We start from the raw sequence: 24,757 nt of genomic DNA on the forward strand, positions 1-24,757 counted from the left end.
GGGGTGCGCGCCACGCCGTTGGCCCAGGCGGCCTGGAGGATCGTGCCGGCGATCGGCACGGCGAGATGCCCGCCGGTCTGGCCACGCCCCAGGGTCCGGCGGGTGCCGTCGGCATTGTCGTAGCCGACCCAGACCACGATGGTGATCTCGTTGGTGAAGCCGGCAAACCACGCGTCGTTCTCGTTCTCGGACGTGCCGGTCTTGCCGGCGATCGAGCCGGAGAAGCGGGCGAGGGCCGCCGCCGTGCCGTGGTTTGTGACCCCCTGCAGCATGGTCTTCAACTGGTAGAACGCGACCCTGTCGGCCGAGCCGATCCGCACCGGCTCCTTCGGCTCGCGCTTGTAGAGGACCGTCCCATCGCGCTCCACCGCCTCCAGCGCGTAGGGCGCGGGGCGTGCGCCCTCATTGGCGATCGCGCCGTAGAAGGCGGCGAGATCGACCATGCGGACCGGCTGCGAGCCCAGGACGAACGGGTAGTAGCGCTCGCATTCGGCATAGAGCTGCGCTTCGAGGGCGAGGTCGCAGATGCGGGTGAGGCTCGCCGGCGCGGTGTCGGCGATGCCGCCCTGGAGCAGCCGGGCGGTGACGAGGTTCTTCGAGAATTCGAGGCCGCGCCGGAGGGTCGTCGCGCCCGAGCCGCCGCCATCGTAGTTCTTCGGGCTCCAGGACTGGCCGACACCGCCGATGGGCGGCAGGGTCACGCTGGCATCCATCACCAGGGTGTTGGGCTGGAGGCCGGCATTGAGCGCGGCGAGATAGGTCAGCGGCTTCAGGGTCGAGCCGGGCTGGCGCACGGTCTGGGTCACCCGGTTGAGCTGGCTCAGCGGGTAGGAGAAGCCGCCGTCCATGGCGAGAATGCGCCCGGTGCGGTTCTCCAGCACCACGGCCGCGCCCTGGACGGAGGGGCGCACGCGCAGATCCGCACGGAGAACCTTGGCCTTGGGGTCGCGCAGCTTCACCCGTACCACGTCGTAGAGCTGCAGGCGGCCCTTGGCGATGCCCGGATCGAGGCTGACGATCCGCCCGTCGGCGAGCCCGGCCTTCACCGGACCGCGCCCCGGTTCGAGCACCACGGCCAGGGGCCAATGCACGTCGTAGAGCACCGGCCGCGCGCTCTCCAGGGCGCGCTGCCAGACGGGTTTCTGCGCCACCGGCTTCGGCCCGGCGGCCGCCGCAGGGGCGGGCTTGACGGGCGCAGCTTTCGGTTTCGCCTCGCCGCCGACGACGAGGGGAACCGACTGGACCGATCCCTCCACGGCCGGCGCGGCCCCGCCGAGCTTCGCGACGCTGTCGGCGAGGTTGAATTCCGGTCCCTCGTAGCGCTGGCGCCCGGTGGCGCGCTCGTAAGTGGCGAGCCCGTCCTGCAGGGCGGATTCCACCGCGGTCTGGAGGCCGGCATTGATGGTGGAACGCACCACGTGGGAGGCGGAGGTGAGGGAGTCGATGCCGGCGAAGGTGCGCGCCTCGCGGGTGAGGTGATCGACGAAGTAGAACCCCGAATCCCGCCGCGTGGTCTCGATCGGCTTCAACCCGAGGGGGGCGTTGGCGGCCTCGCTCAGTTGCGCCTCGGTGATGACGCCCTCGTCCTTCATCCGCGCCAGGACATAGGCGCGGCGCTCCTTGGCGCGGTCGGGATACTTGTCCGGATTGTAGAAGTTCGGCCCCTTCGGCATGCCGCCGAGCAACGCCGCCTCCGGCACCGTGAGCTGCCCTACCGATTTGCCGAAATAGCTGCGCGCGGCCATCTCGATCCCGTAGGAGCCGCGGCCGAGATAGATGCCGTTGAGGTAGAGTTCGAGGATCTGCGGTTTGCCGAGGATCCGCTCCAGGCGCGAGGCCACGATCATCTCGCGGATCTTGCGCTCGTAGGTGACGTCGTCGCCCACGGACAGGTTCTTGACCACCTGCTGGGTGATGGTGGAGCCGCCGGCCGAACGACCGGGGGAGGCGAGGTTGCCGATGAAGGCGCGGATGACGCCGCGCTCGTCGATACCCTTGTGGGTCTCGAAGCGCTTGTCCTCGGCGGCCACGAACGCCTTTTGCACCATCACCGGCACGTCGGAGATCGGCACGCTTAGACGGCGCCCGTTGGCCTCGAACGCCTCGGCGTAGCGCTTGCCCGCCCCGTCGAGGATCAGGCTCGCGCCGGGCAGCTTACGGTCCTTCAGGTCCTGGGCCGAGGGCAGGTCGGCCACGGCCTTGTTGTAGAAGGCGATCACTTCGCTCGCGTCGAAGGGCGAGTTCGCCGGGTCCTCGCCCTTGCAGAATTGGCGGTAGCTCGTGTTGAGCTCGCCGATATCGAGCCCGTGCAGGAGCTTCGGGGCCGAGGCACCGGCGATGGCCGAGGGGTCCTCCATCGCGGTGGAGATCAGCTCGTCGAGGTTGATGTCCTCGATGTCGAAGGCTTTCCGCATATGGGCGCAGCCGTCGCGCAGGATCTGCACCACCTGGCCCTTGTCGGCCACCGGATCGAACTGCGTCTTCACCGCATCCGGCCGCGTCGTCACCTGACTGAGCGTCAGCGCCGTCGCGAACAGCTTGATCAGGATGATGTTCATCGCGGGGAGGGCACCGGAGGTTCAATCACGCAGGGTCTGTTGAGGCAAGCTCCTCCCCCTTGGTGAGGAGGGAAGGGCGCCATCCCGCAGCCGAAATGCGATGCACAACGCGGCTGATTTAAGGAGACCCTCGATATCCCGCGACGTCGGTAAACCGATGGGAGGGGGGATATCCAGCGTCGCGTCCCATCGAGTCGGTGGCGCTTTGCTCCTTCGTGTAGGAACAAGATCGAAGGGGATTCGATACCCATACCTTGTCCAATCGCGTCGCCGATGATACACATAACGTATCACGTAGTGCGCGCATGATTCAGAGCTTTGCAGACAAACGCGTCGAAGCCTTGTTCGACGATGGAACGAGCTACAGGCCCTGGCGTGCTTTCGAGGCCGCGGCCAAACGCAAGCTCGATATTCTCGATGCCGCAACGACCCTGGACGATCTGCGGTCCCCCCCGGGAACCGGCTCGAACGTCTCAGGGGTGATCGTGCCGGGCAGTACAGCATCCGCATCGACGACCAGTGGCGCCTTTGCTTCCGATGGACAGCACAAGGACCGGAGCAGGTCGACATCGTCGATTACCATTGAGACACGAAGGAGATCGAACATGTCTCGCATTCGCACGCATCCGGGTGAAGTTCTGGCCGAAGAATACCTCGCCCCACTTGGGCTTTCCGCCCGGCAGGTCGCGGCCGAGATCGGTGTTCCCCCCAACCGCCTGTCCGAGATCATCCGCGAACGACGTGGTGTGAGTGCCGACACGGCGATCCGGCTCGGTGTCCGCTTCGGCACATCGCCCCAGTTCTGGCTCAACCTCCAGAACGCGCACGATCTGTCCAAGGCACGCGCGACGATGGACTACTCCACCACCCGCTCCTGCGAACCCCAGACCGTTCCGGTGCCGTAGAGGGGAGCCGAGGCTCCCCCTACTTGTTCCGCCCCAGCAGCACGAGCCACCCGATTCCGATCACGCAGACCATCGCGCCCACCGTCACGAAGGCCGGGGTGCCGAGGTCCATGAAGCGGGGGGCGAGCTGCGTCGCGAAGGCGGCGACGATGAGCGCCACGGCCACGCGGGCGGCGGCGCGCTCGATGCCGCGGGTGAGCTTGTCGATGCCCTTCAGCTCGATCTCGACGGTGACGCGGCCCTGCTTCAGGCGCACCAACATGAGATGGATCAGGGTCGGCAGTTCGGAGGCCGCGCCGAACAATCCGGCGCCCACCGCCTCGACCTTGCGGGTGATGCCCTTAATCGAGAATTGCGAGGCGAGCTTGCTCTTCACCGTGGGTCCGGCGGCGGTGAAGAGGTCGAATTTCGGGTCGAGATGGCGCATCACCCCGTCCGCCGTCACCAGGCCCTTGAACAGGATGGCGAGATCCGTGGGCATGGCGAGGTCGTTCTCGCGGGCCATGGTCATGAAGTCGGTGAGGAGGTCGCCGAAATTCAGCACCGAGCCGGCATGGCGGTTGATGAAGGCCTGCGACGAGGATTCGAGCTTGGTGAGGTCGGGGTTGCTCGATCCGGTCCAGTCCAGCAGCACGGCCATCAGCCCGTCGGAATCCTCCTTCAGCATCGCGCCGATGAGCATCAGGAGCTGGGTGCGGCGGCGCTCGGACAGGCGGCCGATGATGCCGAAATCGATGAAGCCGATGCGGTCGCCGGGCATCACCAGCATGTTGCCGGGATGCGGATCGGCGTGGAACACGCCCTCGATCAGCGCCATGTTGAGGAAGGCGTCGGTGCCCTTCTGAGCGACCTTGACCTTGTCGACCCCGGCCGCGTCCAGGCGGGCATGGTCGTTGGGCGGGATGCCGTGGATGAATTCCTGGACGAGGACGCGCTCGGAGGTGAACTCCCAGTGGATCTTGGGGATGACGATGTCGTCCCGGTCGGCGAAGATCGCCGCGATGGTCTCGCAGTTGCGCGCCTCGTTGATGAGGTCGAGCTCGCCGTAGAGGCCGCTGGCCAGATGGCGCATCTGCTCATGGGGCTGGTAGCGACCGAATTCCGGCCATTCCTGAACCACGATCCGGGTCGCATGCGCCAGGAGGCGCAGATCCGCCTCGATGATCTTGCGCAGGCCCGGGCGCAGGACCTTCACCACCACTTCCTCGCCGGACATCAGCCGCGCCCGGTAGACCTGCGCGATCGAGGCCGCGGCCAACGGCACCGTGTCGAACTCGGCGAAGATCTCCGAGGGCGGCGCCCCGAGATCGGCCTCCAATTGCGGGCGGATCTTGTCCCAGGCGATGGGCCGGACCTGGCTGTGGAGCTTCTCCAGCTCCTCGGTCCATTCCGGCGTCAGCAGGTCCGGCCGGCTCGCCAGGATCTGGCCGAGCTTGATGAAGGTCGGCCCCAGGGCCTCGATCGCCCGGCGCACGCGCTGCGGCTGAGACAGGCGCGCCACGTCGACCTGCGGCCGGCGGCGCTTGGCGAACCGCGCCAGATGGCCGAGGCCGAGGCGTTCCACCACCTTGGTGACGCCGAAGCCGATCAGGACGGCGGCGATCTCGCTCAGGCGCTGCCGGTCGCGTGCGGCGACGAAAGCGGTTTTCAGCATGTGCTCAAGGGACTGCCCCGGCTGGCGTGAGGGTGGCCGTGTCGTCGTCTCAGGCCGGCGGGCCTGTCCTGGACGGTGCCGGTGTCCAGATAGGCCACGTCTAGGAAGCCGGCGAGGCCGAATTTTGGCGGCGCAGCGGCAATCGTCGGCACCCGGCCCCCGCGACCGGTTTTGCGTGCCGGACCCCGCGACGCTCCCAAGGCCTGAGCGAGGGGTAGCGTTGGCTTGCCGAGGCGAACCCGCTTAGACAGGCGGCTCCCGCGCGATCCTCGCGCACACAATCGACGGAGAGACGGTCCCGATGGCAGGCACGCCCCGCGCCGGAATCATCCCGGTGACGCCCTTCCAGCAGAACTGCACCCTGATCTGGTCCGACGAGACCAAGGTCGGCGCCGTGGTCGATCCCGGCGGCGACCTCGACCGGATCGAGGCCGCGATCCGCGACCAGGGCATCACCATCGAGAAGATCCTGCTCACCCACGGCCATATCGACCATGCCGGGGGCGCCGACGAGCTGCGCGAGCGTCTTGGCGTGCCCATCGAAGGCCCGCACGAGGCCGATCGCTACCTCCTCGACAGCCTTCCCGAGACGGGGGCGAATTACGGCATCGACGGGGCTCGCGCGGTGACGCCGGACCGCTGGCTCGCCGAGGGCGACGCGGTGAGCGTGGGCGATCTCGCCTTCGACATCTTGCATGCGCCCGGCCATTCGCCCGGCAGCGTCGTCTTCGTCAGCCGCGACGCGCGCTTCGCCCTGGTGGGAGACGTGGTGTTCAAGGGCTCGGTCGGCCGCACCGACCTGCCCGGCGGCAACCACGACCAGCTCATCCGCGCCATCAAGGAGAAGGTCCTGCCGCTGGGCGACGACATCGCCTTCATCCCCGGCCACGGCCCCACCAGCACGCTGGGCGAAGAGCGGATGACGAACCCGTTCCTGCAGGAGTGAGGCTCTTGCAGGAGTGAAGCTCTTGCAGGAGTGAGATCGAACACCGGCCGGGGATGTCACTCGGCGGTCTTGATCTTCCGGGCCGGGCTTCTGCGGGTACGAGGAACGTCCGCGCCGATGTCTTTCAGACGTACGGCGCGGCCTTCCGGAAACGTCACCAAAAGTTGGAGATCACCGCCGATCGCCTGCACATAGGCACGCAAGGTCGACAGCTTCATGTCCGCGCGCTTCTCGAGGCGCGAAACATAGACCTGACGGCCACCCAGCCGTTCGGCGACGGTTGCCTGGGTGATCTCTTTGGCACGTCGCAGATCTCTCAACGCGAACTCCTCGGCGATCAGTTCGGCGCCGCGCGCCCTGATCCGCGCCTGTCGTTCGGGCGGAAGCGCTGCGAGGAGGTCGTCCGCCGAGATAGGGTGATGGTCATCGGTCACCGGGAGCTCCCATCCCTGTGCATGGCCTTTAGATGCTGGTCGAACCGAGCGTCGGCCCGCTTGATCAACGCGGTGTAGAAACGTTTCCCCGAAACACCGGACTTGTCCCCGGCAACGAGGAGAATGCGTGTTCGAGCGGGATCGAAGGCGAAGGCCACCCGCCAGACACCATCACCCGCCTCGAAGCGAAGCTCCTTCATATTGGCATGCTTCGAACCGTTGAGCGTATCCGCCCCGGGCCGTCTCAATCGAGGGCCCGCGACCTTCAACAGCTCGATCATGGCCAGCAACTCGTCCTGGACCGCCTCTTGCAGTTCATCGAACTCGCGCCGGAGTTCATGGTGTAGCTCGACCTGCCGGACCATTTTTCATACCCTGCATGGTATGTTTTCGAAAGGGTCGACACGACCCTCGTTGCAGATCGAGATTGCAGGGAGCTCCAGCGTGGCGGCAAGCCTCGGAGTCGTCGGGAAGACACGGGGACCGCCTGTGCTCATGCGGTGCATTTTCAAGGCGCACCGCTTATATATAGCCCACTGAACGAATCGCAGGCGCGCCCGGGGCTCCAGCCGTGGCACGAAAATCAAGCAAAGACCCGCCTGCCTGGGGAACTTGATGTCCGACATGACCGACGACGACACCTCCCGCAACCTGGCGGCCACGGCCTATGGCGCGGAATCGATCCGCGTGCTCAAGGGCCTGGATGCCGTGCGCAAGCGGCCCGGCATGTATATCGGCGACACCGACGACGGGTCGGGCCTGCATCACATGGTCTACGAGGTGGTGGACAACGCCATCGACGAGGCGCTCGCGGGCCATGCCGACATCGTCACCTGTACCCTCAATGCCGACGGGTCGGTGACGGTGTCCGATAACGGCCGCGGCATCCCCACCGACATCCACAAGGAGGAGGGGGTCTCGGCGGCCGAGGTCATCATGACCCAGCTCCATGCGGGCGGGAAGTTCGACCAGAACTCCTACAAGGTCTCCGGCGGCCTGCACGGCGTCGGCGTCTCCGTCGTCAACGCCCTGTCGCAATGGCTCCGGCTCCGCATCTGGCGGGGCGGCAAGGAGCACGCGATGGAGTTCCGCCACGGCGATGCGGTCTCGCCGCTGGTGATCGTCGGCGACGGCAACGGCCGGCGCGGCACCGAGGTGTCGTTCCTGCCCTCCACCGACACGTTCACGATGATCGAGTTCGATTACGCGACGCTGGAAAAGCGCCTGCGCGAGCTCGCCTTCCTCAATTCGGGCGTGCGCATCGTGCTCACCGATGCGCGCCATGCCGAGCACAAGCGCGAGGAGCTGTTCTACGAGGGCGGGATCGAAGCCTTCGTGCGCTACCTCGACCGCTCGCGCAAACCCATCGAGGGCATGACGAAGCCGGTCTTCGTGCGGGCCGAGCGCGACAACATCCGCGTCGAGGTGGCGTTGTGGTGGAACGACTCGTTCAACGAGACCGTGCTGCCCTTCACCAACAACATTCCGCAGCGCGACGGCGGCACCCACATGGCGGGCTTCCGCGCCGCCATGACCCGGCAGATCACCGGCTATGCCGAATCCACCGGCATCACCAAGCGCGAGAAGATCACCCTCACCGGCGAGGATTGCCGCGAGGGCCTCACCGCCGTGATCTCGGTGCAGGTGCCGGACCCGAAATTCTCGTCCCAGACCAAGGACAAGCTGGTCTCCTCGGAAGTCCGCCCGGCCGTGGAGAACGTCCTCAACGAGGGCCTCTCCAACTGGCTCGAGGAGAACCCGTCCCAGGCAAGATCCGTGATGGGCAAGGTCATCCTCGCGGCCTCCGCCCGCGAGGCGGCGCGCAAGGCCCGCGAGACCGTGACCCGCAAGGGCGTCCTCGACATCGCGTCCCTGCCGGGCAAGCTCGCCGATTGCCAGGAGCGCGACCCGTCGAAATGCGAGATCCTGCTGGTGGAGGGCGATTCCGCCGGCGGCTCGGCCAAGCAGGGCCGCGACCGCCACTTCCAGGCGGTGCTTCCGTTGCGGGGCAAGATCCTCAACGTCGAGCGCGTCCGCGCCGACCGCATGCTGTCCTCGGCCGAGATCGGCACGCTGATCACGGCTTTGGGCGCCGGCATCGGCCGGTCCTCCACCGACCGCGAGGGCTTCAACCCGGACAAGCTGCGCTATCACCGCATCATCATCATGACCGATGCGGACGTGGACGGCTCCCACATCCGCACCCTGCTCCTGACCTTCTTCTTCCGGCAGATGCCGGAGCTGATCGAGCGCGGCTACGTCTATATCGCCCAGCCGCCGCTCTATAAGGCCGCCAAGGGCAAGACCGCGATCTACCTCAAGGACGAGCGGGCGCTCGAGGATTACCTCATCGATGCCGGCGTCGACGGGGCGGTGCTGCGGCTCGCCTCCGGCGCCGAGTTCGGCGGCCCGCAATTGAAGGTCCTGGTGGAGGAGGCGCGCCAGTTCCGCGGCCTGATGCAGGCGCTCCACACCCGCTACGACCGCGCCACGGTGGAACAGGCGATGATCGCCGGGGCCTTCCGCACCAACGTGGACGAGAACCCCGCCGAGGCGACGAAGCGCGCCACCGAGATCGCCCGGCGCATGGACGTCATCGCCGACGATATCGAGCAGGGCTGGGAGGGCTCCGTCAGCGAGGGCGGCTACATCCTGAGCCGGACCCTGCGCGGGGTGCGCCAGGTGGTGACCCTGGACGCCTCGCTCATCGCCTCGCAGGAGGCGCGCCGCCTCGCCGACCGGGCCGAGGCCCTGCGCGAGATCTACGGCGAGCCGGTGACCTACGCCCGCAAGGGCGAGGAGACAGTGCTGCACGGGCCGGTCGGCCTGTTCGAGGCGGTGATGGCCTTCGGCCGTAAGGGCCTCCAGCTCCAGCGCTACAAGGGTCTCGGCGAGATGAACCCGCAGCAGCTCTGGGAGACGACCCTCGACAGCGAGGTCCGCTCGCTCCTCCAGGTTCGGATCAAGGACACCCAGGATGCCGACGACCTGTTCGTCAAGCTGATGGGCGACGTGGTGGAGCCGCGCCGCGAGTTCATCCAGGAAAACGCCCTCAGCGTCGCCAATCTCGACGTCTGAATGAATGCGGCCGGGAGGGTCGACATGAGCAATATCATCCGTCCGACCTTCGGACAGCCGCGCAAGCCGGCGCGCGCCGACGACGACCGGGTCGAGGTGACGACCCAGCGCGTCTACGGCGAGGCCGGCGACCATCGCGTCTGCCTCGTGCGCGACGACGAGGCCCCGGAAGGGGATGTCTACAAGGTCGTGGTCGGCCGCCTCGCGGGGCAGGAGGTCAGCACCGTGGCGATCCTCCCGGCGACCCCCGAGGGGGAGATCGACGCCGAGGTGGTCGCCCTGGCGATCCTGCGCACCCTGAGCTTGATCGACGAGGACGACGAGGATCCCGACAGCGCCTGACGCCGAAGCGGGTTCGCATCGGCATGCCAGCGCCCCACCTCGCTCAGGTCGTTCGAGTGTCGCGGGTTTCAGGATGTAAAACCGGCGACGACGTTTGCGAAACCTGCTCAGGGACGCGGCTCTCGTTCCCCGGCGACACGCTGATTGAGATCGATCCGATGGCCGATGCCGGGCCGATGCCCCTGCCGTAACCGACCGGTCGCGCGCCGCGACATCGAGACGACGCCACCGCGCCCTCGTATACAGTTCGAAATCGTGCTGTGCGCCGAGGCCGAAACCGTGTTCTTCGACCTGCCGCGGGAGGACAGAGACATGAGCAGCAACACCGTCGTCATCGCCGTGGCGATCACCGGCTCGGTGCCGCGCAAGAAGGACAACCCGGCTGTGCCGGTGACGATCGCCGAGCAGATCGAATCCACGCATCAGGCCTTCGAGGCCGGTGCGACGCTCGCCCATATCCACGTCCGCAACGACGACGAGAGCCCGTCTTCCGACCCGGACAGGTTCGCCGCCGTGCAGGAAGGCCTGCGCAGGCACTGCCCCGGAATGATCGTGCAGTTCTCCACCGGAGGACGCGGGCGCGACCCGGCCGCGCGCGGCCTTTCGCTGAAGCATCGGCCCGACATGGCGTCGCTGTCCACGGGCTCGGTGAACTTCCCGACCATCGTCTACGAGAACTCCGCCAGCCTCGTGACCGCCCTCGCCAGCCAGATGAAGACGTATGGCGTCCGGCCGGAGATCGAGATTTTCGACCTCTCGCACCTGCACGGCGCCAGGCGCCTCGTGGAGTCGGGTCTCATGGATGCGCGCCCGCATGTGCAGTTCGTCATGGGCGTCCAGAACGCCATGCCGGCGGACGAACGCCTGCTCGACATATTACTCGGCGAGATGCGGCGCATCCTGCCCGAGGCGACCTGGACCGCGGCCGGCATCGGCCGCAATCAGGCGGTCGTCATGGAATGGGCCCTGGCTCGCGGGGCCGACGCGGTCCGCACCGGCCTGGAGGACAATATCCGCATCACGAAGGACCGCCTGGCGGCCAGCAACGCCGAACTCGTCGGCCGCGCCGTGGAGGCGGTGACTCGCCATGGCAGGCGGGTGGCCAACCCGGCCGAGGCTCGCACCGCCCTCGGACTGGGAACCTGACGGATGAGCGTTTCGGCCCTCGGTTCGGACCTGCTCGGGCCTCTCTTCGCAACCACGGCACTGCGCGCCAGCGACCTGGAAGGCGATACGATTTCCCAAGCCAGAGTCTGACCGCGCATGCCTCTGATCCGAGCCAACGGCACCGACCTCAATGTCGACCTGTCCGGACCGCCGGGCGCGCCGGTCCTCGCCCTGTCGAACTCTCTCGGCACCACGCTCGCAATGTGGGACGGCATGGCGACGGACCTGCGCGGCTTCTATCGGATCCTGCGCTACGACACGCGCGGCCACGGCGCCTCGCCGGCCCGTGATACCGAGACCCGGATCGAGGATCTGGCGGCCGATCTCATCGGCCTTCTCGACGCCCTTGGCATCGAGAAGGCGCATCTCGCGGGGCTCTCCCTCGGCGGCATGACCGTCCAGGCCGTGGCGGCGAAGGCCCCCGAGCGGGTTCTCAGCCTCGGCCTGATGGCGACCGCCGCCCATCTCCCCAGCCGCGAAAGCTGGAGCGAGCGGGCCGCGACGGTGCGGAGGCAGGGGACGGCAGCGATCGTGGAGGCCACTCTCGGGCGGTGGTTCACCGCCGATTTCCGCGAGGCATCACCCGCTGTCCTCGCGACGATTAGAGAAGACTTCGTCGCCTGCGACCGAACCGGCTACGCCCGCGCCTGCGAGGCCATCGGCGAGATGGATCTGAGGCCCATACTTGGGCGCATCCAGGCGCCGACCCTCGTCATCGCAGGGCGCGACGACCCGTCCACACCCCCGCCCATGGCCGAAGAGATCTGCGCCGGCATCCCTCAGGCGGAACTCGTCCTCCTGCCGCGAGCGGCTCACCTCCTCGCCGTCGAGCATCCGGGCATGGTGGCCGCCCATCTCGGCGCCTTCCTCGGCCGGCACTGAAGCAAGGTCTCCGCAACCGGAGCTCTCGGGTTGGCGGACGGGCTGGAGAACCGCAAGGCGGTGCTGGGGCGGCACATGTCGAGTGCTCCCTCGCCGGCGCCGGCCATACGGCGCCGATCCTGATCCGACGTCGGGCTGCCGCACTCACGCCGCCACCGATAGTCCGTCGCTGAACTCACGCCGAGCGTTCGGATGGCATCTACGACGCTCTCGCCCTGTGAGATCGGCACATCCGTCTGCCTTGGCGTGGCAGCACCCTCCTCAGGCTTCGGGTGCTTTGCCATCGTGTCCGTCCTCGAGGCTCGAAAGCCTTACCACCGGGCGGACCGCTTCATGGACGACGAACCAGCCCTTGACCTCAGTCTGGAGTTATTCTAATTAACAACTATGCGGCGGCGGGGGCCGGGATGCCCCCTCTGCCTGGACCGGAACTGTGGGAGATACACATGGCACACAGCACCAGCGCGGCCTGCGAGAGCTGCCGTTTCTTTGACGATCACAAGATCAATGGCGGTCTCTCGGCCGGCGACGAAGGTCTCTGCCGCTACAACCCGCCGGTGAGCCAGCCCGAGCCGAAGTCGCCGGGCCTGTGGCCAGTGGTGGCATCCAAGGATTGGTGCGGCCACTTTACCTCCGAGATGACGGCGGCCGAGTAAGACAGCTTTCCTCGTCGATGGCGGGATCAGGGTCGGTGCGTAAGCGCCGGCCCTTTTTCATGCGGCATCGTCTGCGACGAGACGCGCCGAACCTCACGAAGAATTCTGTCGCGGCCCTCGCGAAATCCGCTAGGACGCCGTGAGCCGGTCATGATCCGGTCACGTTCACATCCGAAGCCGGGGCCTTCAGACGAGGGGCGGCTCCCGCCACCGCGTGCTTGACCACGCGCCCCGGACGGGCGGACGGCATGGGCACGGACGGTCGCGTTTCGGGGCGGGTTAAGGATGTTGTTGATGACGTATCGACCCATTTCGGCCATGGCCGGGCGCCTCCTGGCGCCGGTGGCCGGTCTTGCGCTCAGCGCGATATCCGGGCTCGCCATGGCGGCTCCCAACGATCCGAGCGGAACCTGGCTCACCGAGGATGGGCGGGCTCGCGTCCGCCTCGAGAAATGCGGCGCGAAGAACGATCACCTGTGCGGCTACGTCGTCTGGCTGAAGGTGCCGCTGAACGACAAGGGCCAGCCGCGGATCGACTTCAAGAATCCCGACCCAAAGAAGCAGGCCCGCCCCTCGCTCGGCCACCAGCTCGTCATGGGCATCAAGCCGAACGCCGAGAACCATTACGAAGGCAAGATCTACAACGCCGAGGACGGGTCGTTCTACGACGTGACGATCTGGAGCGAGAAGCCCGGCGAGCTCACCGTGCGCGGCTGCATGCTGCGCTTCATGTGCATGTCGCAGGCCTGGGCCAAGGTCACCGATACGGTGCCGGGCCAGATCACCGGCCCGACCAACGGCCCCGGCGGCCCCCGCTCCGATCCGGAATGGGCGCCCAAGCCCGCGCCGGCCTCGGCCACCGGCGCGACCGTTGCCCCGACCCCGAAACCCGCCTCGAGCGCACCGAAGCCGGCGGCCAAGCCCGCCGAGTAGGCCAGCGCCACGGCGCGCCCGTCGACGTCGCTTCTGAAAGCGCCACCCTCCCGGATGCGAGATCCGGGAGGGTGGTTTTCGCGCCCCGCCGTCACTCCGTCAGGGCGGCGTAGGTCAGCACCCGCAATTCCCGTCTGATCGGCAGGGCCGAGGACGGGATCAGCTGGGCCAGCATCACCACGGCAAGGTCCTCGGCCGGATCGATCCAGAACGCGGTGCTCGCCAATCCGCCCCAGGCGACCTCGCCCGGCGTGCCGACGATCTGCGCCCGTGCCGGGTCGAGCATCACCGAGAATCCGAGCCCGAAGCCGATCCCGGTATAGGAGGATTCGGAGAAGCGGGGCTGTCCCATCGAGGCGAGGTCGCCGCCGAGATGGTTCATCAGCATCAAATCCACCGTCTTGCGGCCGAGGAGCCGCACGCCGTCGAGAGCGCCGCGCCCGAGGATGAAGCGGCAGAAGCGCATGTAATCCGACGCCGTCGAGACGAGTCCTCCGCCGCCGGAAGCGATCGCGGGCTTGGCGGCGAAGCGGCTTCCCACCGCGTCGTCGTAGAGCTTGAGGCTGCGGTCGCGGAACAGGCTGTAATTGGCCGCCAGCCGCGAGACCTTGTCGGCCGGCACGAAGAAATCCGTGTCGACCATGCCGAGCGGGTCGATGACCTTGGCTTTGAGGAAGTCGCCGAAATCCTGGCCCGAGACCACCGCGACGAGGTGGCCGAGGAGGTCGGTGGCGACGCTGTAGTTCCATTCCGCGCCGGGCTGGGCGAGGAGGGGCTGACGCGCCAGCCGGGCGACCACCTCGGCGAGGCTCGCATCCTGGTTCTCGCCGAAATCGACGCCGTTCTGCCGATAGAGCGCGTCGACGAGGGTCGCCTCCATGAAACCGTAGGTGAAGCCCGCCGTATGGGTGAGGAGGTCGCGGATGGTGATCGGGCGCTCGGCGGGCACGGTCTCGGCCTTCACCCGGTTGCCACCGGTGAAGACCCGCATCTCGGCAAATTCGGGCAGGAAGCGGGTAATCGGGTCGTCGAGCTGGAAGCGCCCCTCCTCGTAGAGCATCATCACGGCCACCGAGGTCAGCGGCTTCGTCATCGAGTAGATGCGGGTGATGGTATCGGCGGCAAACGGCGTCGCGCGGGCGATGTCGGCCAGACCATGGGCGCGGAAGAACGCGGTCTCCCCGCGCCGCGACAGCATCACCGAGAGGCCGGCGAGCTTGCCCTCGGCCACCAGCCTGCGCATCCAGCCATCGACCCGCTCGAGCCGCTCGGGGCAGAGGCCGAGGGTTTTTGGGTCGGCTACCGAGATGTCCTGCATGCGCGCCACTCCGTCTTCACCGCCATCGGGCGGCCGTCTCGTCGAACCTGACCTCGGGCTTTAGAGCATCGCTCGGCGCCATGGGTACCGGTATTTGCCGGCTGTCGGTGATACGCCGAAGGTCCGCCGCATGGCGCATGAAGACCCGTCGCATGGCGCATCGAAGGCCCGTCGCGTGGCGCATGGAAACCGCCGGCCGTGGCGCTCACCAGCCCATGTTTCCCGGGCCGCCCTTGAACGGGCCGACGACCTCCGGCGTGATCCAGCCGCCATAGAAGCCGCCGGGCTGCGGCTCGACCTTGAGGTCATCGACGAAACAGGCCTCCATCGCCCCGGCATAGAAGGCGACGAAGCCGGCAATGGCTGTGAAATCCGGTGTGGGCGCCGGGTAGGCCCAGGCCGCGCCCGGCGCCCGATGGCCGCCGGCCACGACATCGAAGAGGACGGCGCGGCCCTTCCATTCGCAGATCCCCGCCGTCCTGGCCGGTCCGAGCACGCCGTCGGCCACGTCGCCGGGGGGCAGGTAATAGGTCGGCGGGTGGCTGGTTTCCAGCACGCGGTACCCCGCCACCGTCTCGGCGACGGTCACGCCGGCGAGGACCACGCGCAGGCGCCGGGCGACGCGCTCCAGCCGCGGCGGGCGGGGATAATCCCACACGCTTTCCTGGCCGGGACCGCAGGGCAGGGGGGTCGGGTGCATCGGACTCATCCAAATTCGAAGGGCTATCAGGGGGTTGTCGGTCGGGCGTCCCCCCGGAGCCGGGGGACCGCTGTCGCGACGGGGCCGGCGCGGAGGCGATATTCGAGACACGGCGTTTGCGCGTGGCGCGGGCCATGCTAGCCCGGCTCGCGACGCGGATGATAGGAACTCGGCCGCTCTGATGGATCGGCCGTCTCGGTGAGCCGGCCCTCCCGAGCCAGACACCCTGGAAAGATGCCTGTGACGGATTTCGCCCTCTTTCTCGATTTCGACGGCACCCTCGTGGAGATCGCTCCGCGACCGGACCAGGTGGTGGTGCCCCCGGAGCTCGCGCCCGCGCTCCTGCGCTTGCGGGACCGGCTCGGCGGGGCGCTCGCCGTCGTCACCGGCCGCCCCATCGCGGTGATCGACGATTTCCTCTCGCCCGCCAGGTTCGACGTTGCCGGCCTTCACGGGGTCGAGCGGCGGGTCGACGGGGTGGTCTCGGGCGGCAGTGCCGAGGATCATCCCGCCCTCCGCGCCCGCATCACGGGTTTGAAAGACGCCGTGCGCGACCTCGAATCGGTGCTGATCGAGGACAAGGGTGCCTCCGTCGCCGTGCATTGGCGCCTCGCCACGCCCACCGACGCCGCGAAAGCCGAGGAGGCCGTGAAGGCGGCCGCGGCCGATCTCGGCGCCGATTACCGGCTGCAGCTCGGCAAGGCGGTCGGCGAGATCGTCCCGGCCTCGGCGACCAAGGGCCATGCCATCCGCGCCCTGTCCGAAGCGCCGCCCTATGCCGGCCGCCGCGCGGTGTTCCTCGGCGACGACCTCACCGACGAGAAGGCCTTCGCCGTGGTCAACGAGGAGGGCGGGGTCAGCGTCCGCATCGGCGGCAGCGACACCATCGCCACCCGGCGCCTCACCGATCCCGACGCCGTACGCGCCCTCATCTATGCCTGGGCCGATGGCGCGCCGATCGACCCCGACGCCCTGCCGCCCGCCTGAGGGCGCGACCGGCCGCGATCCCGTATCCGGGCCGGTCTTCCCGTCCCAACCGTGACGCTCCGCACGCGCCTCAAAGGCGGGGGAGATGTCAAACTCCGGATTCCAACGCGAAGGACAACCGCACGCATGTTCGAGTTCCCGGTCCTCGTCGGCGATATCGGCGGCACCAATGCCCGTTTCGCACTCGTGCCGGAGCCGGGCGGCAATGCGGAGATCGTCGGCCATGTCCCGACCAACGCCTTCCCCGACCCGAGCACGGCGATCAGCTCCGTTCTCGAAAAGTATGACGGACCGCCGCCGCGCTCGACGATCCTGGCCGTCGCCGCCCGGATCGATGGCCCCGCCGTTCGTCTCACCAATGCGGACTGGGTCATCGAGGGCGCGCGGATCGGCCGGGATTTCGGCCTGTCGCGGGCGGTGGTCGTCAACGATTACGTGCCCGTGGCCGCCGGCGCCGTGGATATCGCCCCCACCGACCTGACGCCGATCGGCCCCTATCGCGACGGCGGGCTGAAGGGCGACCAGGGGACGAGGCTCGTCCTCGGTCCCGGCACCGGGTTCGGCGCGGCGGCGGTCATCCCCTACGCGGACCGGCTCACCATCGTCTCCACCGAAGCGGGACACGTGGATTTCGGCCCCGCCGACGCGGCCGAGGAGGAGATCTGGCGGCATGTGGAGCGGATCGAGGGGCGAGTGACGGTGGAGGCGCTGCTCTCGGGCCCCGGACTCGCGCGTCTCTACAAGGCCGTCCATCTCGCGCGGACCGGGCGGGAGGCGGCGGAGGCCGACCCCGCCATGGTAACCACGCGGGGTGTCGACGGCAGCGATCCTCATGCGGCCGAATCCGTCGCCCTGTTCGCCAAGTTGCTCGGCCGGGTCTGCGGCGACCTCGCCCTGACGTTCCTCGCCACGGGCGGCGTCTATATCGGCGGCGGCATCGCCCCGCGGATCCTGCCCATCCTGGAGAAGGGCGAATTCCGGCGCTCCTTCGAGCACAAGCCGCCCTTCGTCACGCAGATGGAGGCGATCCCCACCAGCGTGATCTCCGTCCAGGACCCTGCCTTCTCGGGCCTCGCCGCCCTGGCGAACCGGTACGACGTGTTCGTCTATCACGGGCAGGTCTGGACGAAGGACTGAACCGGGCGGCTACTCGTCCGAATCGTTGTCGACGTTCTGCTCCGCCTGGTCGTAGGTGTAGCCTTCGAGCCAGTCGGCGCTGTTCTGCGATCCGGCCGGGTAGGGGTTGGACCCATCCGGCTGGCCGGCGATCTTGGCGGCCTTGCCCTCTTCCATCACGGTCTTCGAGACGTAGCCCATCGGTCAGCTCCTCCGCACCGGCGCGATACCCGCCGTCACCGTGCAAGATGAGCGGGCGCCCGGGATTTCAAGGGCGCGGCGTCGTCAGATGCCGTCCCCGGCCACTTCGCGGGCCACGGCCCGCCGGCCGATGTCCCGGCGGCAGAAGCCTTCCGGCCAGTCGATCCGCGACACCGCCGCATAGGCGCGGGCCTGGGCCTCCATCATGCTGTCGCCGGTAGCCGTCACCGCCAGCACGCGGCCGCCATCGGCGACGATACGGCCATTCTCCGCCCGCGTACTGGCCTGGAACACGATGACCGCGGTGTTGGCGCCGGCCTCGGCGATCCCCCGGATGGTCGAACCGCGCATCACCGCGCCGGGATAACCGGCCGCCGCCATCACCACGGTCAGCGCGGCGCGATGAGCGTCGAATTGCAGCGCGATGCCGGTGACGTCGCCCTCGCAGGCGGCGAGCAGGGCCGGTACCAGATCCGAGGCGAGACGGGGCATCAGCACCTGCGCCTCGGGGTCGCCGAATCGGGTGTTGTACTCGATGAGCTTCGGGCCATCGGCGGTCAGCATCAGGCCGGCATAGAGGATGCCGGTGAAGGGCGTCCCGCGCTCGCGCATCCCGGCGAGCGTCGGAGCGATGATCGTGTCCATCACCTCCCGTTCGAGGGCGGGCGTGAGGATGGTGGCCGGGGAATAGGCACCCATGCCGCCGGTATTGGGGCCGCGATCCCCGTCGAACACCCGCTTATGGTCCTGCGCCGTCCCGATCGGCACCGCGTTGGTGCCGTCGCAGAGGGCGAAGAAGCTCGCCTCTTCGCCGAACAGGCATTCCTCGATGACGATCTCGGCACCCGGCTCCCCGAGCATGGAGCGCACCGCGCTCTCGGCCTGCTCCAGGGTCTCCGCGACCACGACGCCCTTGCCGGCGGCGAGCCCATCGGCCTTCACCACGATGGGCGCACCGGATTGCGCCAGATAGGCGAGGGCGGCGTCCCGCTCGGTGAAGCGGGCGAAGGCGGCGGTGGGGATGCCACGCTCGGCGCAGAGATCCTTGGTGAAGCCCTTCGAGCCTTCGAGCTGCGCCGCCGCCCTGGTGGGTCCGAAGGCGCGGATACCCGCAGCCTGGAGATCGTCGACGAGGCCCGCCACGAGGGGGGCCTCCGGCCCGACCACCACGAGGCCGATCCCGGCGGTCTCGCAGAACCGCCTCACCGCCTCATGATCGGCGACCACGAGATCGGGACGGTTCTCGCCGTACTCGGCCGTGCCCGGATTGCCAGGGGCCGTGTACAGGCGGGAACAGAGCGGGCTCTTGGCGATGGCATAAGCCAGGGCATGTTCGCGTCCGCCGGAGCCGATGAGGAGGATGTTCATAAGTCACGCTTCGAAGGACGCGGAAGGCATGCCGGGATGCCGGAGCGAGGGGTCAGGTAGCAAAGGGTCGAGTGGCGAACGGTCGGTCCGAAACATAGCATCGTCGAACGTCCACAGCGCCGGGCGGCGGGCATTCCCGCACAGGGTTTCCCCCGAAAAGCGAGGGATGGAAAGTCTTCCCGCGAAGGACACGATCGAGGAGGCCCCGGCGCGCAATCGCGTCGATGCCCGAAATTCCTCCTCCGACCTCGCGCAATCGACGATCATCGCAGGAACGATCGGGGCCGTCCGCGGGTTGATCGAGGTCATGCCAGGATGTCGCCACTCCGCTGCCCCGCCGATGGTCCCGCAAACCGGGTCCGGACTGCGTTTGTCGCAGTTCCTCGTGAGCGGGCGCCCCTCGGTCCGACCCGTCAACGACAACCGACCGCCGCATGTCCCGGGCTTCTGGCCCTGGGCGCTGGCCATCGGGGTTGCCCCCGTTCTGTCGGGCATCCTCCTGCTGGCCCTCATGTTCTAACGGACAGCGCCGGGGTTTACCCGCGTGCCGGCCCGGCCTAGCGTCAGACGCGCCATGGCCCTTGTTCCTCCCCCCGTCTCGACCTTCGCCGCTTCGCCTCCCGCCGTCTCGAACGCGCCCGAATGGTCGGTGGGCGATCTCGCCTCAGCTCTGAAACGGACGCTGGAAGACGCGTTCGGCCACGTCCGGCTGCGCGGCGAAATCTCCGGCTATCGCGGCCAGCACGGCTCCGGACACGCCTATTTCTCGCTGAAGGACGGCACCGCCCGCATCGACGCGGTGGTGTGGAAGGGAACCTTCAACCGCCTGCGCCAGCGGCCCCAGGAGGGATTGGAGGTCGTCGCCACCGGGCGCATCACCACCTTCGCCGGCAAGTCGTCCTATCAGATCGTCGTCGAGACCCTCGAACCCGCCGGGATCGGCGCCTGGATGGCCCTGCTGGAGGAGCGCAAGCGCGTCCTCTCGGCGGAAGGCCTGTTCGCGCCCGAGCGCAAGCGTGCGATTCCCTATCTCCCCCGGGTCGTCGGAGTGGTGACCTCGCCCACCGGCGCCGTCATCCGTGACATCCTCCACCGGCTGGAAGACCGTTTCCCGAGGCCGGTCCTGGTCTGGCCGGTGCGCGTTCAGGGGGAGGGGGCGGCCGAGGAGATCGCCGCCGCCATCCGTGGCTTTAATGCGCTCGTCCCGTACGGCGCAATCCCACGGCCGGACGTGCTCATCGTCGCGCGGGGCGGCGGCTCGATCGAAGATCTGTGGGCGTTCAACGAAGAGATCGTGGTCCGCGCCGCCTCGGAGAGCACCATCCCCCTGATCTCGGCGGTGGGTCACGAGACCGACACCACCCTCATCGATTTCGTCTCGGATCGCCGCGCGCCGACGCCGACGGGTGCCGCCGAGATAGCCGTGCCGGTCCGCGCCGATCTCGTGGCCGAGATCCGCGACCTCGGCTACCGCCAGGGCGAAGCGGTCCGGCGCAAGCTCGACCGCGAAGGCTCGGACCTGCGTGCGCTCCTGCGCGCCATGCCGGGGGCGGATGCCTTCCTCGCGGGAAAACGCCAACGGCTCGACCTCGCCGAGGCTCGGCTCATGCCGGCGCTGGCCGGCAACGCGCGCGATCACCGGGCGCGGTTCGGACGCCTGCTCGATCGGCTCGGACGGCACCCGCCGGAATTGCGGCTGGCCCAGGCGCGCGGGCGTCTCGCCCTTGTCGCGGACCGTCCTCGTTCCACCCTCCAGAACTACGCGACGCGCAAAAGCGAGGCGCTGGCCTATCTCGGCCAGCGCCTCGTCGTTGCCCGCGAACAGACCCTCGTTCGTGCCCGCACGGAGACCGCCCGCCGCTTCGAGCGCCTGGGCGCCCTCGATACGCGGCTCGGCCAGGCTGTCCGCCGCCTGATCGAGCGGCGGAGCGACAGGCTCGGCAATTTCGCAGCGCTCCTCGGTACGCTGAGCTACCGCGCCGTCCTCGCCCGCGGCTTCGCCCTGGTCCGCGACGAGGACGGAGCCCCGGTCCGCGCCGCCGCCTCGGTGCTGCCGGGGCAGCGCCTCGGCCTCGAATTCGCGGACGGCACGCGGTTCGCCCGGTCCGAACCCCAGGACGATACGGCGCCCGGCGGAGAGGGGCCGCCGAAGCGCAAGCGGCAGACGCGAAAGCCGGCGGAGGCGCCGCCTCAGCAATCCCTGTTCGAATTGTGAGTCCCGTGGCTGGCGCATGGCGAGCCCGGGACAACTGGCGCGGCGGATGCTTCCCAACGCGCGATGTCTCGCTTCGCGTCGCGAACAAAGCTAAAGCGCGGCGCCGCATGTCGGCCCCGCACCTCCGATCCTACACCGTGCCAGCGGCCCTACAGCCTGCCGAGGAGAACCGATGACCACCACGATCGATAGCGGACAGAAGCTGCACCTCGTCTTCGGCGGCGAGCTCGAGAACCTCGATGGCGTCAACTTCCGCGATGTAAAGGGGCTCGACATCGTCGGAATCTTTCCAGACTATGCCTCTGCGCAGAGCGCCTGGAAATCCAAGGCGCAGGCCACCGTTGACAGCGCTCAGACGCGCTATTTCATCGTCCATCTCCATCGCCTGCTGGAGCCGTGATCTGTGCAGGGCATCCCCCAATCATAAGTGAAGGCATTGTGACGCCGGGGCGGGGGTTGTAAGGGGTGCCGCGCCAAGGGGCCGGTATCCGGCGCGGCGCAGGAATCGCGAGATGAAGACGGCGGCATGAAGTCCTCGATCAAGATCATCGCTGGAAATGCCAGCCGTCCGCTGGCGGAGGCGATCTCCGCTTATCTCGAGCTTCCCCTGGCCAAGTGCATGGTCCGCCGCTTCGCGGACATGGAGATCTTCGTCGAACTGCAGGAGAATGTCCGCGGCGAGGACGTCTTCATCGTGCAGTCGACCTCCTTCCCCGCCAACGATCACCTGATGGAACTGCTCATCATGATCGACGCCGCGCGGCGCTCCTCGGCCCGGCGCATCACGGCGGTGATTCCCTATTTCGGCTATGCCCGGCAGGACCGGCGCACCTCCGGTCGCACCCCGATCTCGGCCAAGCTCGTGGCCAACCTCATCACAGAGGCCGGCGCCGACCGGGTGATGACCCTCGATCTCCATGCGGGCCAGATCCAGGGGTTCTTCGACATTCCCACCGACAACCTTTTCGCCGCCCCGGTGATCGTGCGCGACATCAAGGAGCGCCTCGACCCGAAGGAGTGGATGGTGGTCTCCCCCGATGTCGGTGGCGTGGTCCGTGCCCGCGCCATCGCCAAGCGCATCGACGCGACGCTGGCCATCGTCGACAAGCGCCGCGAGCGCCCGGGCGAATCGGAGGTCATGAACATCATCGGCGAGGTCGAGGGTCGGTCCTGCATCCTCGTCGACGACATCGTCGATTCCGGCGGCACCCTGGTGAACGCAGCCGAAGCTTTGCTGAACGCCGGCGCCAAGGACGTGTCGGCCTACATCACCCATGGGGTGCTCTCGGGCGGCGCGGTCTCCCGCATCGCCGCGTCACGGATGAAGGAATTGGTGATCACCGATTCGATCCAGCCGACGCAGGCGGTCAAGCTCGCCCGCAACATCCGCGTGGCCACCATCGCCCCGCTTCTCGGCGAAGCCATCGGTCGGACCGCGACGGAATCGAGCGTGTCGAGCCTCTTCGTCTGACGATCGGCGCCGCACGGCTGCGAATCGACGGGGGAGATCGGGCGTATCCACGGTCCATCGGCGATGACCGGACGTGAAGGCAATTGCGCGCCCTCCGGCAGCCGCCTATATACGCTGATCCCCTTTTTGAAGCGTGAGACGGGACTTCCGGATCGATCGATCCGGAGCCTGCGGACCGATGCCCGGCGCCGCCCGTTCTCCCGCTAACGTCGGAGCCACAGAGCATGTCCCAAGGTCCGCTGATGCCGAAGGCGACCGCCGTCTGGCTGGTCGAGAACACGTCCCTCGCCTTCGAGCAGATCGCCGATTTCTGCAAGCTGCATCCCCTCGAAGTGAAGGGCATCGCCGATGGCGAAGTCGCCGCCGGGATCAAGGGCCTCGACCCGATCACCACCGGGCAGCTCACCCGCGACGAGATCGAAAAGGCGCAGAAGGCCCCCAATTACAAACTCAAGGTCGCCGTCTCGAAGGTGAAGCTGCCAGAGGTCAAGCGCACCACCAAGGGTCCGCGCTACACCCCGCTGTCACGCCGCCAGGATCGGCCGAACGCCATCCTCTGGCTGCTGCGCAACCATCCCGAACTCAAGGACGCGCAGGTCATCCGCCTCGTCGGCACCACCAAGTCGACGATCCAGCAGATCCGTGAGCGCACCCATTGGAATTCCGGCTCGCTGCAGCCGATGGACCCGGTGACCCTCGGTCTCTGCACGCAGATCGACCTCGATTTCGAAGTCCAGCGCGCCGCCAAGGACCGTCCGGCGGTCCTGCCGACCGATGCCGGCGCGACGCTGCTGCCCACCGAAGTCTCCACGGCCGGCAATTTCGAGGAAGCCGACGAGCATCACCGCAACGAGCGCGACGAGAAGCTCAACGCGGATTCGGTCTTCGCCAAGCTCAAGGGCATGCGCAGCACCGAGGACGAAGACGAGGAATAGTCGTCGCGTCGCGCGTCCGCCAACCGATAGACATCAACCAGAAGGCGCCGCTGTTGCGGCACCTTTGTCGTCTTGGTGCGCTGCATGATCGCCAAGCATAAGAAAATGCGCAATATTGATCGCCCTCGATTGCCGGGGACACTTTTACGGGGCGAATGATGGCCTCTCACGAGACGGCACACGACGTGGCGGACTACGAGCCGGGCGGCCACACGATCGGGTCCGACATCCTGGCGACGGGATCCAGCGCCGGTACGGCGGCTCGCGACGCCGATCCGCGAGTGGTGGCCTCCGAGCCTGTGACGCTGGCCGAATCTCTGATGAGCGAGGAAGGCTGGAGCCCGCTCAACTTCAGCGAGGCCGGCCCGAACCCGCCCTATCTACGCATCGGGGGCAAGCTCCGGATGACGCTTACGGAGTACGAGCCGTGTTTCTCGTCCCATATCCGCGACCGCATCCTGTTCCGGTCCAAGGTCTCGATGGTGGAGCACCTTCGAAAATACGATCAGATGATGATCGATCCCCTGGCCTTTGAGGACTGTTTCGGGCCCGGACAGGGGACGGACGCGACCTTTCCCTTCGGCGCGTGGCTGACGATTCGGAAGGTCGGCTTTTCCGGAATCGAACTCTGGGACAAGGGCCGCGGCGACGTCGAGATGCCGCTCGAGGCGCTCTCGGTCGCCTCCGCGATCTGGCTGCGCCACGCCGATACGCCGCGCTGGATGCTCACGTGAACGCATCCTCCATGGTGGATCGCAAGCGTTCTGTTGCCGAAACGGGCGCGATCGGTTATGGCAGCGCCGTCCTCCCTTCGGATTCGACTGTGCGCGGGCTTTTCGTCCCGCCATCGACCCGTTGGGGAATGGCCCTCGACCATTGTTCCAGATTGCG

Annotated in this window: 24 protein-coding genes and 1 pseudogene; 17 read left to right on the plus strand and 8 right to left on the minus strand. The window is 67.8% G+C overall.

What is annotated here, in order from left to right; genetic code table 11:
- Positions 1-2,558, minus strand: a 2,558-nt coding sequence (locus FPV16_RS10955; RefSeq protein WP_227438227.1) for a penicillin-binding protein 1A, incomplete at its 3' end; no start/stop codon positions are given.
- Positions 2,559-2,863: 305 nt separating this feature from the next.
- Here FPV16_RS10955 and FPV16_RS10960 point away from each other — a divergent pair.
- Positions 2,864-3,144: pseudogene (locus FPV16_RS10960) on the plus strand (type II toxin-antitoxin system RelE/ParE family toxin).
- Positions 3,145-3,163: 19 nt separating this feature from the next.
- Positions 3,164-3,463 carry a HigA family addiction module antitoxin gene (locus FPV16_RS10965; RefSeq protein WP_227438228.1) on the plus strand — a complete coding sequence of 100 codons (300 nt, stop codon included), beginning with the start codon at positions 3,164-3,166 and terminating at the stop codon, positions 3,461-3,463.
- Positions 3,464-3,482: 19 nt separating this feature from the next.
- On the opposite strand, the gene FPV16_RS10970 is transcribed toward FPV16_RS10965, so the two are convergent.
- Positions 3,483-5,117 (minus strand): ABC1 kinase family protein, encoded by a 1,635-nt coding sequence (locus FPV16_RS10970; protein ID WP_227438229.1) that lies wholly within the window; start codon positions 5,115-5,117, stop codon positions 3,483-3,485.
- Positions 5,118-5,418: 301 nt separating this feature from the next.
- Between FPV16_RS10970 and FPV16_RS10975 the strand changes: the two genes are divergently transcribed.
- Entirely contained in the window at positions 5,419-6,063 is a 645-nt protein-coding gene (locus tag FPV16_RS10975) for an MBL fold metallo-hydrolase (RefSeq protein ID WP_027173959.1), read from the plus strand.
- A gap of 56 nt (positions 6,064-6,119) precedes the next feature.
- On the opposite strand, the gene FPV16_RS10980 is transcribed toward FPV16_RS10975, so the two are convergent.
- Together FPV16_RS10980 and FPV16_RS10985 are read right to left on the minus strand one after the other, a co-directional pair.
- Complete coding sequence (locus FPV16_RS10980; RefSeq protein ID WP_227438230.1) at positions 6,120-6,497, minus strand: helix-turn-helix domain-containing protein; 378 nt, start codon at positions 6,495-6,497, stop codon at positions 6,120-6,122.
- Positions 6,494-6,862, minus strand: coding sequence for a type II toxin-antitoxin system RelE/ParE family toxin (locus tag FPV16_RS10985; RefSeq protein ID WP_227438231.1), 369 nt, complete (start codon positions 6,860-6,862; stop codon positions 6,494-6,496). Before FPV16_RS10985 ends, FPV16_RS10980 begins: the two co-directional genes overlap by 4 nt.
- A gap of 259 nt (positions 6,863-7,121) precedes the next feature.
- Between FPV16_RS10985 and gyrB the strand changes: the two genes are divergently transcribed.
- The 6 genes from gyrB to FPV16_RS11015 all read left to right on the plus strand — a co-directional run bounded on the left by gyrB (position 7,122) and on the right by FPV16_RS11015 (position 13,555).
- Positions 7,122-9,575, plus strand: coding sequence for a DNA topoisomerase (ATP-hydrolyzing) subunit B (gene gyrB / locus FPV16_RS10990; protein ID WP_413629269.1), 2,454 nt, complete (start codon positions 7,122-7,124; stop codon positions 9,573-9,575).
- A 24-nt stretch (positions 9,576-9,599) separates the two neighbouring features.
- Complete coding sequence (locus FPV16_RS10995) at positions 9,600-9,917, plus strand: hypothetical protein (RefSeq protein ID WP_227438233.1); 318 nt, start codon at positions 9,600-9,602, stop codon at positions 9,915-9,917.
- 312 nt (positions 9,918-10,229) lie between these two features.
- Positions 10,230-11,063, plus strand: coding sequence for a 3-keto-5-aminohexanoate cleavage protein (locus FPV16_RS11000; RefSeq protein ID WP_227438234.1), 834 nt, complete (start codon positions 10,230-10,232; stop codon positions 11,061-11,063).
- A gap of 117 nt (positions 11,064-11,180) precedes the next feature.
- A complete protein-coding gene (pcaD, locus tag FPV16_RS11005; RefSeq protein ID WP_227438235.1) occupies positions 11,181-11,966 on the plus strand; it encodes a 3-oxoadipate enol-lactonase in 786 nt (261 codons plus the stop codon).
- Positions 11,967-12,412: 446 nt separating this feature from the next.
- On the plus strand, positions 12,413-12,622 hold the full coding sequence (locus FPV16_RS11010) for a hypothetical protein (RefSeq protein WP_027173954.1): 210 nt from the start codon (positions 12,413-12,415) through the stop codon (positions 12,620-12,622).
- A 294-nt stretch (positions 12,623-12,916) separates the two neighbouring features.
- Positions 12,917-13,555, plus strand: a complete 639-nt coding sequence (locus FPV16_RS11015) for a DUF2147 domain-containing protein (RefSeq protein WP_227438236.1) — start codon at positions 12,917-12,919, stop codon at positions 13,553-13,555.
- A gap of 91 nt (positions 13,556-13,646) precedes the next feature.
- Here FPV16_RS11015 and FPV16_RS11020 read toward each other — a convergent pair whose 3' ends face one another.
- Entirely contained in the window at positions 13,647-14,873 is a 1,227-nt protein-coding gene (locus tag FPV16_RS11020) for a serine hydrolase domain-containing protein (protein WP_227438237.1), read from the minus strand.
- A gap of 205 nt (positions 14,874-15,078) precedes the next feature.
- Complete coding sequence (locus FPV16_RS11025; RefSeq protein WP_227438238.1) at positions 15,079-15,573, minus strand: DUF427 domain-containing protein; 495 nt, start codon at positions 15,571-15,573, stop codon at positions 15,079-15,081.
- 234 nt (positions 15,574-15,807) lie between these two features.
- Here FPV16_RS11025 and otsB point away from each other — a divergent pair, with 234 nt between their 5' ends.
- Both otsB and FPV16_RS11035 read left to right on the plus strand, forming a co-directional pair.
- A complete protein-coding gene (gene otsB / locus FPV16_RS11030; RefSeq protein WP_227438239.1) occupies positions 15,808-16,560 on the plus strand; it encodes a trehalose-phosphatase in 753 nt (250 codons plus the stop codon).
- A 126-nt stretch (positions 16,561-16,686) separates the two neighbouring features.
- A complete protein-coding gene (locus tag FPV16_RS11035) occupies positions 16,687-17,697 on the plus strand; it encodes a glucokinase (RefSeq protein WP_227438240.1) in 1,011 nt (336 codons plus the stop codon).
- Positions 17,698-17,706: 9 nt separating this feature from the next.
- Here FPV16_RS11035 and FPV16_RS11040 read toward each other — a convergent pair whose 3' ends face one another.
- Both FPV16_RS11040 and purD read right to left on the minus strand, forming a co-directional pair.
- On the minus strand, positions 17,707-17,877 hold the full coding sequence (locus FPV16_RS11040) for a hypothetical protein (protein ID WP_227438241.1): 171 nt from the start codon (positions 17,875-17,877) through the stop codon (positions 17,707-17,709).
- 84 nt (positions 17,878-17,961) lie between these two features.
- On the minus strand, positions 17,962-19,245 hold the full coding sequence (gene purD / locus FPV16_RS11045) for a phosphoribosylamine--glycine ligase (protein WP_227438242.1): 1,284 nt from the start codon (positions 19,243-19,245) through the stop codon (positions 17,962-17,964).
- 166 nt (positions 19,246-19,411) lie between these two features.
- On the opposite strand from purD, the gene FPV16_RS11050 reads away from it, so the two are divergent.
- The 6 genes from FPV16_RS11050 (at position 19,412) to FPV16_RS11075 (ending at position 24,600) form a co-directional block, all read left to right on the plus strand.
- Positions 19,412-19,765: a hypothetical protein gene (locus tag FPV16_RS11050; protein ID WP_227438243.1), complete on the plus strand. Its 354-nt coding sequence runs from the start codon at positions 19,412-19,414 to the stop codon at positions 19,763-19,765.
- Positions 19,766-19,819: 54 nt separating this feature from the next.
- Positions 19,820-21,460 (plus strand): exodeoxyribonuclease VII large subunit, encoded by a 1,641-nt coding sequence (gene xseA / locus FPV16_RS11055; protein WP_227438244.1) that lies wholly within the window; start codon positions 19,820-19,822, stop codon positions 21,458-21,460.
- Between the two features lie 172 nt (positions 21,461-21,632).
- Complete coding sequence (locus FPV16_RS11060) at positions 21,633-21,860, plus strand: DUF4170 domain-containing protein (protein WP_056433705.1); 228 nt, start codon at positions 21,633-21,635, stop codon at positions 21,858-21,860.
- A gap of 126 nt (positions 21,861-21,986) precedes the next feature.
- Positions 21,987-22,931 carry a ribose-phosphate pyrophosphokinase gene (locus tag FPV16_RS11065; RefSeq protein ID WP_019903469.1) on the plus strand — a complete coding sequence of 315 codons (945 nt, stop codon included), beginning with the start codon at positions 21,987-21,989 and terminating at the stop codon, positions 22,929-22,931.
- A gap of 224 nt (positions 22,932-23,155) precedes the next feature.
- Positions 23,156-23,866: a DUF1013 domain-containing protein gene (locus FPV16_RS11070; protein WP_018043156.1), complete on the plus strand. Its 711-nt coding sequence runs from the start codon at positions 23,156-23,158 to the stop codon at positions 23,864-23,866.
- A gap of 155 nt (positions 23,867-24,021) precedes the next feature.
- A complete protein-coding gene (locus FPV16_RS11075; protein WP_227438245.1) occupies positions 24,022-24,600 on the plus strand; it encodes a hypothetical protein in 579 nt (192 codons plus the stop codon).
- Positions 24,601-24,757 lie beyond the last annotated feature (157 nt).

The sequence above is a fragment of the Methylobacterium sp. W2 genome (genome assembly GCF_020662345.1).
GTDB lineage: Bacteria > Pseudomonadota > Alphaproteobacteria > Rhizobiales > Beijerinckiaceae > Methylobacterium.

What these genes read in the sequence shown, in the direction of transcription:
- FPV16_RS10965 (WP_227438228.1), top strand. Translation starts at nt 3,164, where the DNA reads ATGTCTCGCATTCGCACGCATCCGGGTGAAGTTCTGGCCGAAGAATAC.
- FPV16_RS10970 (WP_227438229.1), bottom strand. Translation starts at nt 5,117, where the DNA reads ATGCTGAAAACCGCTTTCGTCGCCGCACGCGACCGGCAGCGCCTGAGC.
- FPV16_RS10975 (WP_027173959.1), top strand. Translation starts at nt 5,419, where the DNA reads ATGGCAGGCACGCCCCGCGCCGGAATCATCCCGGTGACGCCCTTCCAG.
- FPV16_RS10985 (WP_227438231.1), bottom strand. Translation starts at nt 6,862, where the DNA reads ATGGTCCGGCAGGTCGAGCTACACCATGAACTCCGGCGCGAGTTCGAT.
- gyrB (WP_413629269.1), top strand. Translation starts at nt 7,122, where the DNA reads ATGACCGACGACGACACCTCCCGCAACCTGGCGGCCACGGCCTATGGC.
- FPV16_RS10995 (WP_227438233.1), top strand. Translation starts at nt 9,600, where the DNA reads ATGAGCAATATCATCCGTCCGACCTTCGGACAGCCGCGCAAGCCGGCG.
- FPV16_RS11000 (WP_227438234.1), top strand. Translation starts at nt 10,230, where the DNA reads ATGAGCAGCAACACCGTCGTCATCGCCGTGGCGATCACCGGCTCGGTG.
- pcaD (WP_227438235.1), top strand. Translation starts at nt 11,181, where the DNA reads ATGCCTCTGATCCGAGCCAACGGCACCGACCTCAATGTCGACCTGTCC.
- FPV16_RS11010 (WP_027173954.1), top strand. Translation starts at nt 12,413, where the DNA reads ATGGCACACAGCACCAGCGCGGCCTGCGAGAGCTGCCGTTTCTTTGAC.
- FPV16_RS11015 (WP_227438236.1), top strand. Translation starts at nt 12,917, where the DNA reads ATGACGTATCGACCCATTTCGGCCATGGCCGGGCGCCTCCTGGCGCCG.
- FPV16_RS11020 (WP_227438237.1), bottom strand. Translation starts at nt 14,873, where the DNA reads ATGCAGGACATCTCGGTAGCCGACCCAAAAACCCTCGGCCTCTGCCCC.
- FPV16_RS11025 (WP_227438238.1), bottom strand. Translation starts at nt 15,573, where the DNA reads ATGCACCCGACCCCCCTGCCCTGCGGTCCCGGCCAGGAAAGCGTGTGG.
- otsB (WP_227438239.1), top strand. Translation starts at nt 15,808, where the DNA reads ATGCCTGTGACGGATTTCGCCCTCTTTCTCGATTTCGACGGCACCCTC.
- FPV16_RS11035 (WP_227438240.1), top strand. Translation starts at nt 16,687, where the DNA reads ATGTTCGAGTTCCCGGTCCTCGTCGGCGATATCGGCGGCACCAATGCC.
- FPV16_RS11040 (WP_227438241.1), bottom strand. Translation starts at nt 17,877, where the DNA reads ATGGGCTACGTCTCGAAGACCGTGATGGAAGAGGGCAAGGCCGCCAAG.
- purD (WP_227438242.1), bottom strand. Translation starts at nt 19,245, where the DNA reads ATGAACATCCTCCTCATCGGCTCCGGCGGACGCGAACATGCCCTGGCT.
- FPV16_RS11050 (WP_227438243.1), top strand. Translation starts at nt 19,412, where the DNA reads ATGGAAAGTCTTCCCGCGAAGGACACGATCGAGGAGGCCCCGGCGCGC.
- xseA (WP_227438244.1), top strand. Translation starts at nt 19,820, where the DNA reads ATGGCCCTTGTTCCTCCCCCCGTCTCGACCTTCGCCGCTTCGCCTCCC.
- FPV16_RS11060 (WP_056433705.1), top strand. Translation starts at nt 21,633, where the DNA reads ATGACCACCACGATCGATAGCGGACAGAAGCTGCACCTCGTCTTCGGC.
- FPV16_RS11065 (WP_019903469.1), top strand. Translation starts at nt 21,987, where the DNA reads ATGAAGTCCTCGATCAAGATCATCGCTGGAAATGCCAGCCGTCCGCTG.
- FPV16_RS11070 (WP_018043156.1), top strand. Translation starts at nt 23,156, where the DNA reads ATGTCCCAAGGTCCGCTGATGCCGAAGGCGACCGCCGTCTGGCTGGTC.
- FPV16_RS11075 (WP_227438245.1), top strand. Translation starts at nt 24,022, where the DNA reads ATGATGGCCTCTCACGAGACGGCACACGACGTGGCGGACTACGAGCCG.